The sequence below is a fragment of the Microcoleus sp. N9_B4 genome (assembly GCF_036701635.1).
In the GTDB taxonomy this organism is placed as follows: domain Bacteria; phylum Cyanobacteriota; class Cyanobacteriia; order Cyanobacteriales; family Microcoleaceae; genus Microcoleus.
In genome coordinates this window covers 1-13,721 of sequence record NZ_JAUBRC010000061.1, presented here as the reverse complement: position 1 = coordinate 13,721, position 13,721 = coordinate 1, and the positions used below count along the sequence as shown (strand labels likewise).

Annotated in this window: 7 protein-coding genes; 5 read left to right on the top strand and 2 right to left on the bottom strand. The window is 47.1% G+C overall.

What is annotated here, in order from left to right; genetic code table 11:
- The first annotated feature begins 31 nt into the window (after nucleotides 1-31).
- The 4 genes from QUA43_RS27220 to QUA43_RS27205 all read left to right on the top strand — a co-directional run bounded on the left by QUA43_RS27220 (nucleotide 32) and on the right by QUA43_RS27205 (nucleotide 10,548).
- The gene (locus QUA43_RS27220) at nucleotides 32-1,123 is read left to right on the top strand and encodes a hypothetical protein (protein WP_333378315.1); all 1,092 of its coding nucleotides are present in this window, start codon (nucleotides 32-34) and stop codon (nucleotides 1,121-1,123) included.
- Between the two features lie 328 nt (nucleotides 1,124-1,451).
- Complete coding sequence (locus tag QUA43_RS27215; protein WP_333378314.1) at nucleotides 1,452-3,191, top strand: DUF3352 domain-containing protein; 1,740 nt, start codon at nucleotides 1,452-1,454, stop codon at nucleotides 3,189-3,191.
- A 1,366-nt stretch (nucleotides 3,192-4,557) separates the two neighbouring features.
- Nucleotides 4,558-8,625 (top strand): CHAT domain-containing protein, encoded by a 4,068-nt coding sequence (locus QUA43_RS27210; RefSeq protein WP_333378311.1) that lies wholly within the window; start codon nucleotides 4,558-4,560, stop codon nucleotides 8,623-8,625.
- A gap of 144 nt (nucleotides 8,626-8,769) precedes the next feature.
- A complete protein-coding gene (locus QUA43_RS27205; protein WP_333378308.1) occupies nucleotides 8,770-10,548 on the top strand; it encodes a GmrSD restriction endonuclease domain-containing protein in 1,779 nt (592 codons plus the stop codon).
- 226 nt (nucleotides 10,549-10,774) lie between these two features.
- Here QUA43_RS27205 and QUA43_RS27200 read toward each other — a convergent pair whose 3' ends face one another.
- Entirely contained in the window at nucleotides 10,775-11,668 is an 894-nt protein-coding gene (locus QUA43_RS27200; protein ID WP_333378306.1) for an Rpn family recombination-promoting nuclease/putative transposase, read from the bottom strand.
- 676 nt (nucleotides 11,669-12,344) lie between these two features.
- On the opposite strand from QUA43_RS27200, the gene ccsB reads away from it, so the two are divergent.
- The gene (ccsB, locus tag QUA43_RS27195) at nucleotides 12,345-13,415 is read left to right on the top strand and encodes a c-type cytochrome biogenesis protein CcsB (protein WP_333378303.1); all 1,071 of its coding nucleotides are present in this window, start codon (nucleotides 12,345-12,347) and stop codon (nucleotides 13,413-13,415) included.
- A 111-nt stretch (nucleotides 13,416-13,526) separates the two neighbouring features.
- On the opposite strand, the gene QUA43_RS27190 is transcribed toward ccsB, so the two are convergent.
- Nucleotides 13,527-13,721, bottom strand: a 195-nt coding sequence (locus tag QUA43_RS27190) for a hypothetical protein (RefSeq protein WP_333378302.1), incomplete at its 5' end; no start/stop codon positions are given.

The window sequence follows — 13,721 nt, the reverse complement described above, 5'->3', positions numbered from 1 at the left end:
AATCAAAATAGTGTGCAGCGCAGAAACAATTATGGACGAGATCGAGTACGCCAAACTCTATCAGGAACTGGCGGCAATTCTGGATGAGTTTAATTTGGGTTGGGTAGTGCAACAAGTAGCGGATAATATAGAGATAGGCAAAGTAATAGAAGAGCGATCGCTCAAAAGAAAAACACCCCTGCTCAAGATAGAAGATTATACCGCAAAAGAACAACTTTTGCTGTTAATTAATGCTGTCGAACAAGCGACGGTCAACACTTCCGAAATGGAAGACGAAATTGCTTATTTCTTAAAAGTAGAATCAGAAACCTCTCCCCTCGGCACAAAAATTACCTTTGCCAATTCAGGTGCCGAAACTGCCAAAACAATCGAGTTTACCTCCAGCGTCACAGCCCCTCGCCACAAACAGGCGATCGCCCTCAAGCACTTGCTGGAAAAACTGCCCTCCGGGCCGAGCAACTACGCCATCAATTCCGAGATTAAAAGCAAATTAAAAAGCTCGATCGATCCCGAATTTAACACAGCGGCAGAACAAGCCAGAATTTTTGACACTTACCTCTTCACTATTCTGCTAAAAGCAGTTGCTAATGAAGGCGGTACTATTTATTACAACAATGTTTTAGACGACGAAACACCGAAATATTTAACATTTAGAAAAACGGCGGGAAAAATCCACGGAACTGCACATCCCTATACTCATGCTGTTGTGGAATTTCCCGACAAACCAGCCCTGGAAGTCCACCTAGGAGTAAAAGTCCAAGGTAGAGCCGGAGTTCTGCACAACTGCAACGTGTTAATTTTGTACCAAAAAGAAGCAAATATCTGCCGCTTGCTCAACCGCGAACCTCGGCACTCGCAGGTGATTTTAGCAGTAAAATCGGAACACAGCACGTCAGAACTTAAACTAGAAATGGCCGGTGCTTTTATCGGCTTAGCGTCAGACATTCGCTACGAAGGCGGCAGCTATTTCATTTCTAACAGTTACTCGCAACCTGTAGCAAAACTGCTAACTACCGCGCGCAAAAAATGGGAACTCAACATTTTTCCTACAGCCACAAACGATGTCCACCGGCTCATGTACTCATTTCAAACTATCTTTAAAGACTTTAAGGCCAGAAACTGATTCAGTTAAGACCATTTCACAAAAGTCTTGCCACATTTTTTGTGTTGGGTTTCCTTCCACGGACTTATATCAGATCCGGTAGCATCGTTCTGGTAAAGTCTCCTTAAATCTGCCAGCAAATATAAGCACAATTTTCTGTTTTTCGGCTCACAGTCAACAGTCAACACTCAACACTCAACCATCATTTGTTTTTCGGCTCACAGTCAACAGTTAACAGTCAACAGTCAACTTTCCTAGATTTGCCCGGTTATATGTATCTGCTAATGTATCTGCTACATGAGCCAAGAAAATAATCTATCATGTTGCGAGCACCCGAACCTTACGAATAATGTTTAAGAAAGATAAATCTTCCCTGCTGTTTACGATCGGAGCCGCCACACTTCTGATCGGTTTAGGCTTTGTCACCTACTACCTCGTCATTTCCCGTGGGCCCGCCAAAGATTTGCCGGCGGGGGCAACGGTTGTCCCGCAAGATACGATGATGGCCCTATCCATCACCACCGATGAATCCCAGTGGAATAAACTGCGAGAGTTTGGCACGCCCGAGTCAAAAGCTTCGTTTGAGAGGTTTTTAACGGAAATGCGCGATCGCCTCCTCACAAGCAACGGCTACGCCTACCAGCAAGACATTCAACCCTGGGTGGGTAGCACAGCAATGGTAGCCTTTCTCCGCAACAAAATAGCTATACCAGCCCCATCGCCCGCACCCAACGCGCCACCATCTCCGCCCATTCAACAGTCAGTGGCAATTATCCTGCCAATTGCCAACCCGATCAAAGCCAAAGAATTATTAGCAAAATCCAGACCCCTCAGCCAAGGAAAAATAGTTGAGCGTAATTATAAAGGCGTGCAAGTCACAGAAACTCAAGGCGTACCCGATCGCAATTTCTCCGTCGCGGTACTCGGCACCAACTATCTAGCAGTCACCACAGATCCTAGCGCTACAGACAGAATAATCGACACCTACAAAGGCGAACCTTCCCTAGCAAAAACCCCTGGCTATGCAGACGCCATAGACAAAATAAAAAGTCCGGGCGCCTTCGGTCAAATCTACGTCAATATGCCCGTTGCCGCCGCCTATGCCGCCGCCAACTCAGCCCGCGAAATTTCGCCAGAAAACCTCGAAAAACTGCAACAAAATCAGGGATTTGCCACCACAGCGACGCTGGATGTAGAAGGAATTGCCTTCAAATCAGTCTCTTGGCTAAAACCAGATTCTACCCGAAGGATAGCAGTAGAAAACAATGCTCTAAAAATGGTTAACCGCCTGCCAAACAATACCATAATGATGGTATCCGGCGGCAACTTGCAGCGTTTGTGGCAAGACTACGTATTAGGAGCCGATGCAAACCCGATTTCCCCAATTAATCCCCAAGTTTTACGAACAGGTTTAAAATCCACTACCGGCATGGATTTAGATAAAGACTTAATGAACTGGATGGCGGGAGAATTTTCTCTATCATTAATACCAGCGCCCGCCCAGAATCCCAGAGACAAATTTGCTGCCGGATTTGTATTTATGGTGGAAACAAACAACCAGGGCGCAGCCGACAAATCCCTGAAACAGCTTGATGAAACGATGAAAATGAAAGGGTTTAGAGTGGAGGAAATTCAAGTCGGCGGCAAACCGGCGATTAAATGGACCTCGCCGTTTGGAGGGATTACGGTAACTCGCGGCTGGATGAACAATGTAGCGTTTATGACAGTAGGAGCTCCCGTGGTTGATGCGATCGTTCCGGCACCGAAAAGCCCGCTTTTAAGCAGCGAATTGTTCCAGAAAACTGTACGATCGCAACTTCAACCCCACAACGGCAATTTCTTCATCGACACCGAGAGTGCGTTTAACCCGAAAAACCTAGCTTTGCCGGAGTTTCCTCCCAACCAAAAAATGTGGATAGACGCCACGCGGTCGATCGGCGTTACAGCGGCCGTCATTGGCGATCGTACCACCCGCTATGACGCTTTTGTTGGTCTCAAAAAATCCATCCAATCCACTCCTTCTGCAAACCCTTCACCGCGCCCTGCTTCTCCCAGTCCCTCGCCCACTGTCCAAACTTCACCCAAGTGAACTCTTGAATCCTGCCACAAATCCGCCTGCACACCCCCTTAAACACCCACAGGGCGATCGATTAAAACCGAAAATCAGCAGCTCAAAATCGGCAATATAGCAATCCTAAATCAGTTTCAATAACTGGTTAACTGGTTCCCAAGCTCTGCCTGGGAACCGATGTCACTCTTGCTCTGCCTCGGCCCAGACTATGGAGGCAGAGCCTCCGGATATGCGTTACCAGGCAGAGCCTGGTAACGAGTATAAGCAGCAGCTCAAAATCGGCAATAGTGGAGTTGACTACAAGAGGGAAATAGAGCCGGATTTAAGGAGTTTTACTTCACAAAACCTCACACAAAAAACCCCAAAAACCCGGTTTTTTAAATAAACCGGGTTTCTGAATACCCTAACAATTTGACTTACTGAAGAAGAATTCAGAATGGATTCTTTGCGACTGGATGGAGAATCGAGGTTTCAAGCCCCCGATTTTAATCGTGGATTACAAAAAATTCTTTTCGTGACGGTTAACTCTCACTTCAGGGATGGGATCTTATACATTCTGAATTATGTCTGTTGACTCCTGCTCATTTCTTCTTTCCATAATTTTAATTATCCGCCTGTGTATAATATTTTTTGTTTTGTATAAAATATTTTGGGATGTTTCCGGGTCAGTCTTGGACGCAGAAACCTAGTTTTTGAACCCGGATACTTCCTTCATACTCTCAATAATAGTTAAAAGCCCCGGTTTCTCCGGGTGGGAGTGCCTCTAGGAAAGCCGTTTTTGTTTTTTTTTATTAATATGTCATGCGGAAGATACAGAGCATAGGCATTTCGAGTTATATTTAGATTGTGGAAAAGATACGCTGAAAAAATTGCAAAAGCAGAGGCCAGTTCTACCCACTGACTCCTGAATGCACTTGCAGTCAGAAACCCGGTTGCTTAATAAATATAGCGTCTTCAACCGTTCCGAAAAACCTATGCAGATATTGGCATTCCTAGTCAACACCTGTACAACATCGGAACCTGCCGTCAAGCGTCTTAACTGACTACGTTCATTCATGACACCGTGATGTAAACGCCAGCATTATGCCCTGTCTAAGGCGATTAAGGAACGAGTGAACAGGTTTATAGCCAAGCGTATCGCTTTCCTAACAAGGGAACGTGAACATTTACCAGGCAAACCTTACTTAGCAATAAGACTGACAGAATAACTCACAAATACCCCCTCGGAAAATGAGGGGTAGATTTCCAATCTTCTACGCAAATTGACCAGACACAGCACGGATGTGCAGATATTTATTGACACAGCCGTCAACCAAGTTTTTTCTATAAAGCCAGTTTCTTTAGCTAATTTCTGTGATTTATATATTTTACCCATTAAAAACCAATGAAAACCGCCAAAAATATTCAAAAAAAGTCTAAATTCCTCTCAAAAGCAAGAATAAGCAAACTGACACTTGCTCTGCAAATAGTCTTAATAAATATTTATTTTTTGCAAGCAAAAGCCGAAGGTCAAACAATTGTTCCAGCGGCGGACGCAACAGGCACTACCGTCACTCCCGCAGCCCAAAACGGAACTCCTGGGCAGCCAAGTCGCTTCGATATTCAAGGCGGACAATTATCGAGCGATCGACAAAATCTATTCCACAGGTTTACAGAATTCGGCTTGTCGGAAAATCAGATTGCCAACTTTATATCAAACCCCAACATTCGCAACATTTTAGCGGGCATAGGCGGCGGCAACCCCTCGATTATTAACGGCTTAATTCAAGTAACCGGTGGCAATTCTAACTTGTTTCTGATGAATCCATCCGGCATCATATTTGGCAACAGTGCCAGCTTAAACGTGCCGGCTTCTTTCACAGCAACCACCGCCACCGCTATTGGATTTGGTTCAAACTCGTTTAACGCTGTCGGTACTAGCACTTACACATCTCTGACAGGCGCGCCCAATTCATTTGCTTTTGGGGCCGATCGAGCAGGGGCAATTATCAGCACGGCAGACTTAGCAGTCAAGTCAGGGCAGAACTTAACCTTGGTGGGCGGCACAGTTGTCAGCACCGGCAGCCTTTCTGCCCCAGGCGGTCAAATTACCGTAGCATCAGTCATCGGGAAAAATTTAGTCCGCGTCAGCCAGCGAGGCAATTTGCTGAGTTTGGAAATCGAGCCGCCTTCAGCGACGAGCCCAGGAACAGCGCCAACAGCTTCGACATTCTCGATCGCATCCTTGCCCGAACTGCTCACCGGCATTGGTGAAACAAACGCTACAGGCATCAGCGTCAATGCCAGCGGTGAAGTGGTACTCACGGCGTCTAACCGAGCAGTAGCTGCGGGGGACGTGGCACTAAAAGATGCAAACGCTCAGGCGATCAACATTCAAGCAGCCAACAGCATTGCAGTCAGCGGAAACCTAACAACTTCCCAAGGCGGTGCGATCGCCCTAGAAGCTAGTGGCGACATTAGCACTGTCGATATTGACTCCGACTCCGACACCACCGCAGGCGGCAACATCACCGTCACCAGCCGTACAGGAAAAGTAGAAACAGGCAATATCAACGCAGGGTCGATCGACAAAAACAGCAACGCCGGAGACGTTAGTATTGCAGCACCCTCAAGCAGCATTCAAACAGGGTTCATAGACGCCAACTCCCAAGAAAAACAAGGTGGCGCAGTCACCCTCAACGCCCGCAACGACATCGAAGTAACCCATATCAACACCGAAGGCCGAACAGGCGGAGGAGAGATTGACATTACAGCCGGCGGTAATTTCCGAGCTACAGGCACTTTCACAAACGATAACAACTGCTTGTCGCAAGCTTGCAGCATTTCCGCATCCACGACTGGTAGCGCCAATGGTGGAGATATCACCATTCGCCACGGTGGCGAAGCCTCGAACACTCTTTTCAGCGTCGGGCCAGACTATAACAGAGTCAACGGTACTGCTGGCAGCATTGCCACCGGCGGTCCAAAGAAGGAAAATGTGATTACACAGGGAAGTTATTTCAGCCCCACCCCTCAGATAGTACAGCCGACGCAAATTAACATTACAGCTTCTTCAGTATCGCCAGCACCAGCACCAACACCAGCACCAACACCAGCACCAACACCATCACCTGCGCCATCACCTGCGCCATCACCTGCGCCATCACCTGCGCCCGCACCCGCGCCCGCACCCGCGCCATCACCTGCGCCCGCACCGACCCCAGCACCCGCACCCGCGCCCGCACCATCACCTGCACCGACCCCAGCACCGACCCCAGCACCGACCCCAGCACCATCACCCGCACCTGAACCAACACCTGAACCAACACCTGAACCAACACCAGCACCAGCACCCGTGCCCGCGCCCGCGCCGACACCAGCACCTGAACCAACACCATCACCTGCGCCATCACCCGCGCCCGCGCCGACACCAGCACCAGCACCAGCACCAGCACCAGCACCAGCACCAGCACCCGCGCCTATATTTGCACCTGTACCCGCGCCCGCACCCGCACCAACACCAGCACCTGAACCAGCGCCAGCGCCCGCACCTGAACCAGCACCAACTCCAGCGCCAGCACCTGAACCAACACCCTCACCAACTCCAGCGCCAGCACCTGAACCAACACCCTCACCAACTCCAGCGCCAGCACCAACTCCAGCGCCCGCAACCGCACCCAATCCAGCACCCAATCCAGCACCAGCACCCAATCCAGCACCAGCACCCAATCCAGCACCAGCAACCAATCCAGCACCCAATCCAGCACCAGCACCCAATCCAGCACCAGCACCCAATCCAGCAACCGCACCAGCAACCGCACCCAATCCAGCACAAACATTAACGCCGACGCCAGCGCCGGTCTCAAATTTGCCACCAGCACCGACGATTACTCCAAATCCAGCGCCGGTCTCAAATTTGCCACCAGCACCGACGATTACTCCAAATCCAGCACCGGTCTCAAATTTGCCACCAGCACCGACGATTACTCCAAATCCAGTGGTTGCGCCTGCTGCTGCGCCGATAAATATCGCACCGATACCGACACCGGAGCTCGCAGCCAACCAGCCACCCAGCACAAATCCTTTATTTTCGCCTAGCTTACAACAGCAAAACCAGATATCTAATTCCTTGCAACAGCGCAATTCACCTCCCGCGTCTGGGAATCTGGACGCTTCCAAGTTGCCACCTAACCTCGGCGCTGTTATTTTTCCCGTTGAGGAGAGATTTACCAGTGAGTTTGTCGATTACCTAAATTTGCCATCAACAAATACGATCGCCACCCTAGAAGATGCCCAAAATACCCTTCGCAGTGTCCAAAAAGCCACAGGCATCAAACCAGCTCTCATTTATATCAGCTTTGTACCCAGGGGTTCTACAGTCGATCGGCCTTACAGCAGTTCCCCCATCTTGCGCCTAGAACAGCAAATCCAAGCCTCTGACGAGCTGGAAATGATGGTGATCACCCCGGAAGGTGTTCCCGTTCGCCAGCGCATCCCTGGAACCTCTCGCGCCCAGGTAATGGCAACTGTTCGGAAATTTCGCGATGAACTGACTAATCCGGTAAAGCGCAAGACTACAAGTTATTTGCCCTTGGCTCAGAAACTTTACCAGTGGATGGTAGCGCCGCTGGAAGCAGAACTGCAAGCCAAAGGCATTGAGAATTTATCTTTTATCTCAGATATGGGGTTGCGATCGATACCGATGGGTGCCCTGCACGACGGCAAAGGCTTTCTGGTAGAGCGTTACAGTGTTGGATCGATGCCGAGTCTGAGTTTGACAGATACCAGCGCCACCAATTTCAAAAATACCCAAGTTCTGGCAATGGGGGCGTCGCAATTTGCAGATATGAGTCCTTTGCCCGCGGCGGAAATAGAAGTATCGACCATCACCCCGCAGCAGTGGCCGGGCAAGTCTTTCTTGAATGAAGCTTTTACCCTGGCTAATTTGAAATCGCAGCGCCAGCAGTATCCTTTTGGGATGATTCACTTGGCTACTCACGCCGAATTTCGATCGGGAGACCCCAGCCAATCCTTTATTCAGTTGTGGGATACTAAACTGCGTTTAAATCAGTTACGACAAATGGGATGGCACAGCCCGCAAGTTGAAATGTTAGTTTTGAGTGCTTGCAGGACTGCTGTGGGCGATCGAGAGGCGGAGTTGGGCTTTGGCGGGTTAGCCGTGCAAGCCGGGGTTAAATCGGCTATGGCGACTCTTTGGTATGTCAGCGACGAGGGCAGTTTAGGATTGATGGCGGAGTTTTACGGGCAGTTAAAAACTGCTCCGATTAAAGCAGAAGCACTGCGGCAAGCGCAATTAGCGATGTTGCGGGGAGAAGTGCGAATTGAAAGGGGGATGCTGCACACTTCTGGTGGCAATCTGCCGTTACCCCCGGAATTGGCAAACACGACGAGTCAGAATTTCTCTCATCCTTATTATTGGTCTGCTTTTAGAATGATTGGTAATCCTTGGTGAAAAGAGAGGACTTATCCAGAACCTCTATCTGTAGGGTGCGCTCTGTGCACCTTACCGCTGGGCAATCCTTGGTAACAAGATTGGTTTTAGTCGATCGATAGTATTATACTATTATCAAAATCTTGACTTAAAGCGAGCATAAGTATGAGCATTGTTCCACGCGGAATAGGAGTCAGTCAGGCTTATCGGCTCTATCGGTCAGGTAACTTATTGGTAAACAGAAAGTATCAAAGAAAATTAATTTGGTCAGTTGACGAAAAAGAAAAACTGATTGGAAGCATTTTAAACGGATATCCAATTCCTTTAATTCTACTAGCTGAACGTCCTCAAGTTCATGGAAGTGAAAAGTATGAGATCATAGATGGTATGCAGCGACTTAATGCTATTTGTGGTTTCATTGAAAATTTATTTGCATTTAAGGGAAGGTATTTCAATCTTAAAGAGTTCCCTTATGCTCAACAATTAGCTGATGACAATATATTTAAATTTGAAGAAAATTTTGATAAATTAGATAGAAAAGAATGTGCAGATATTGTAGATTATCAGCTTGCAGTAACCATTTACACTGCAATGGATGAAAGCGATATAACAGAGGTTTTTGGCAGAATAAATTCCGGTGGTAAGCATTTAAGCAACCAAGAGAGACGACAAGCAGGTGTAACGACATTATTCGCAGAAGTGGTTCGTACAATAGCTATGCAGTTGCGAGGGGATGATACTCAAAAAACGCTTCGCTTATTTGATATGCCCCAGGTTAGTATTGATTCCAAACGGAACAATCAAGGTTATGGGATTCTAGCAGAAGATACATTGTGGTGTAAGCAAGGTATCCTTAGAATCTCTCAACTGCGTGATAGTGAAGATGAAGATATCATAGCAGATATTGCAGCATCGATATTACTTAATGAACCCCTACCAAGAAGCAAGGAGCAGCTAGATAGTCTGTATGATGAAGAGAGCAATTACTTCCAGTTAATAGAGAATAGTCTTGCAACGTATGGCTTCAAAAAACTAGAAGCAGACATTGTAAAAACTTTCTCCGTTCTTGGAGAAACTCTTGAAACATATAGCTCAGATAATAAGTGTTTACAAAATCTTGTAAACCCAGGCATTAATAATCCAATACCGCAGGCATTCTATACAATTTTCATGGCTTTTTTTGAATTAGTAATTTACTTAGAGCTTTTACCTGCTAATCCTCAACAGATTATGCAGGAACTCGGAAATCTTCAAAAGACGTTGGATTTAAGCCGTCGCTACGCAACGACAAAAGATCGTAAAAGGAATATTAATAAAACAAAGGGATTGATACAAGACTACTTCGCGAAGAAAGATCAATCCACTCTAGGACAAGGTGCTGAGTTGATACAAACCTTCAAAAATTCCTTACTTCGTTCTCGTATAGAAACTGCTAAGTACGAGTGCAAGCAAGGTTTCCTCGATCTGTCACCAACAAATAGAAAACTAAATGATGGTTTACCCCAGAGACTTGTTGAGACAATTTGCGGAATTGCCAACTCCGATCCCGATACAGATGGATATATTTTCATTGGAGTAGCTGACAAAAAGGAAGATGCAGAAAAAATTAAAAAATTAGATGAGATTAATCCTATTGAAATCAATGATAGATATGTTGTAGGAATTGATAGAGAAGCTAAGTTTTTAGGTAAAACACTAGAGGATCATGTTGGGATATTAATTAATGCCATTAAAAAATCTGCTTTGACAGACCCCTTAAAAACTCAGGTTCTGACGAAAATTGATACTATATGCTACAAGGGATGTTCTGTGATTAGAATAAATATCCCATCCCAAAAAGAGGTTTCATTCGTGGGTGAAAAAGCTTTTATTAGAGAGGACACTTCAACGGTAGAAGCTAAAGGGCAAAAACTAATGGCTGTTTTTCAAAGTTTCCAAAAGTAGTTTACGAATATCAGAAAAGTCCGATCGCCCAAAACATCTTCTACCATCTTCAATCCGCTTCTAATCCGCCGGAATCATCCCCGATCCCACCCTTAACATCCTCTCAGCAACGGCGGATGCACCAAAAAAACCCCAAAACCCAGGAATTAGAGGGGGAGTACGTTTGAGGTGTTTGTGCGCGTAAATGGCGCGATCGCCCCCCTCAAGTGCAATTCCTAACCTCGTATCAATCTCCCTGCGGCAAATTCTCCAGCCAAACCTCTAAATCCTCGATCGACTGAAAATCTAACAATTCCTCTGCTAGAGTTTCAATTTGCTCGATCGACAAATCAGCAATTCTAGTCGTGATAGATTCCGGTAATTTTCCAACTCGCCGATTTAACAGACGTAAAATCAAGGCTCTTCCTTCTTGTTCGCGGCCTTGCACAATGCCTTGCACAATGCCTTGTTCAATGCCTTGTTCGATGCCTTCTTCCTTAGCTTCCCGATAAAACCGAGTTTCCTCAAGCGTAATCCCTAACATCGCCTCTGCCTCCCTTCGGTTCAAACTTGTAAACTTGTAAACCAGTATCGTCGTCAGCATCTCTATTATGGCGCGACTCGCTGCCTCAGATTCCTCCCGCTGCGATCGCGCCAGCAACAATCGCGCAGCTTCCGGCGTACTCGCTTCGTCGATAGTCGTCAAAGCCATCAGCGCCACCCCCAGCGGCAACTGTTCAATATCCCCCAACTCATCCAAATATACCCGATGCACCTGATTGCAGTTCAAGAGCGATCTATACGGATGCGTGTCTGATTGTTCAGTCGATCGACTCGGATAAATTACCACCGCTTCCCAATCTGTAAATCGCTGACGGTTGCGATAAAAATACAAAAACGACTCACCAAACAATCGCTCATACAACAATTCATCCCGCTGAAACTGCACCTCACAGAAATATACAACTCCAGGCTCAGCATCCGGCGGCAAAAACACCCCATCAATTTCAAACTTCGGTTCCTTCACAGCAACCGAGTCAAATCGATACTGTTCCGCATTCGATGGTGACTCTTCCAATAGCTCAAACAGCAGCGTCGGAGCTTCTTGAAATAACTTGTAAAATATTGAATCTCGACGCATTAACCCAACATCTCCTCTAGCCTATACAACGGCTCGAACCGTCAGTCGATTTTAGATTTTAGATTTTAGATTTTAGATTTTAGATTTGACTCGCCTTGATAAATCTGGGAGGTTGAGCTTTAGTCTAAAATTTGGGGAGTATCCACAACGATTGTCGGGGGCTTCCGTTTTTTTGCTGGTTGCAAAAACAGCAAATGGGTAATCAGCTCAATCAATTCTAAAGGATTCCAGATAGCCCCAGATCAAAAAACATCCTATATTTTCAGTCGTAGACGCACTCCCGACAAAGAAACAGGGTTTTTTACTTAATCTTCGAGTACGAAGGAAGGATTTTCCTAAAAAAACCCGGTTTCTGGCCCCATCTGCGTAAGTCCTAATTTTGTTAATCGGCGATCGAATTTCGCCCATCAGCATTCCGTGTTTCCTTACTTTCAACTCGTCCAACCTCAAGCCGTCAGCCAGAATCAACAAGTGTGACTTGACGGGGTGACACTCGTCTGGTGGGTCAATAGTAGCTTGTTTGATGCGTCCGCGCGATCGCCCACTCGCACCTCAACAACCGCCCATCACTCATAATTGCCACAAAAATTCAAAATCCCAAACCCAAAACTGCCCAACCCCAGTACGATCGATCTAGTTAGCAAAAATAAGTAAAAACACTACCGGAGTAATTTTTATGGATCTGGTCGTACTCCAGAACTGGCTGGACAACATCTCCTTTGCCGTTTTGTTCTCCACAATGCTCATTTACTGGGTTGGCGCAGCATTCCCCAGCATTCCCTACCTATCAGCCCTAGGAACCGCAGGAATGGCCGTCGCCAACCTCTCCATCGCCGCTTTACTCGGTTCTCGATGGATAGAAGCCGGCTACTTCCCCTTAAGCAATCTCTACGAATCCCTATTTTTCCTAGTTTGGGGAATCACCGCCATCCACCTAGTCGCGGAAAACATGAGTCGTTCCCGCTTAGTAGGAGTAGCCACCTCCCCCGTAGCAATGGCAATATCCGCCTTTGCAGCCCTGACTCTGCCCGCCACCATGCAATCTGCAGAGCCCCTAGTACCCGCCCTCAAATCAAACTGGCTGATGATGCACGTTAGCGTCATGATGCTCAGTTACTCAACTTTAATGGTAGGAGCGTTACTGGCGATCGCATTTTTGATCGTCACCCGCGGCCAAAAAATCGAACTCACCGGTAGTTCCTTCGGCACCAACAGCAACCGCAACGGCAACTACCGCCTCCAACGCCCTCAAAACCCCGAACCTCAAAATGCAGAAACCAGCGCCGACAGCGCATTAGTTTTCAGCGAACCCTCTTTCAACTCCAACAATAACGGTTTAGGCACCACCGCAGTGCTCGAATTAGCCACCGTTCAAACCGCATCAACCGCCCCAACTCAAACCGCAGAACTTCTCTCGCCCCAGCGCTTGAATCTAGCAGAAACTCTTGATAACATTAGCTATCGCATCATCGGTTTAGGATTCCCCTTACTGACAGTTGGCATTATTGCCGGTGCGGTTTGGGCTAACGAAGCTTGGGGATCATACTGGAGTTGGGACCCGAAAGAAACTTGGGCACTAATTACTTGGTTGGTATTTGCTGCCTACCTGCACGCCCGCATTACTCGGGGCTGGCAGGGAAGACGCCCAGCAATTTTAGCCGCCACAGGTTTTGTGGTAGTTTGGATTTGCTATCTAGGCGTTAATCTGTTAGGCAAAGGCTTACATTCCTACGGTTGGTTTTTCTAATTCTCGATCCACCAATGGGCCAAAGAAGAACAGGATAAGTCAAAGAATCGGGATTAATATCATCTCCGGTTGTAGGGTGGGCAATTCCCACCTTACTCAACCAGCGAGATTCTAATAATTAACTCCCTCTTCCTTCTTCCCTTTTTTTACCCGCTCGCGAAGTCGAAGGGCATTCTTCCTTCTTCCTTCTTCCTTCTTCCTTCTTCCTTCTTCCTTCTTCCTTCTTCCTTCTTCCTTCTTCCTTCTTCCTTCTTCCTTCTTCCTTCTTCCTTCTTCCTTCTTCCTTCTTCCTTCTTCCTTCTTCCT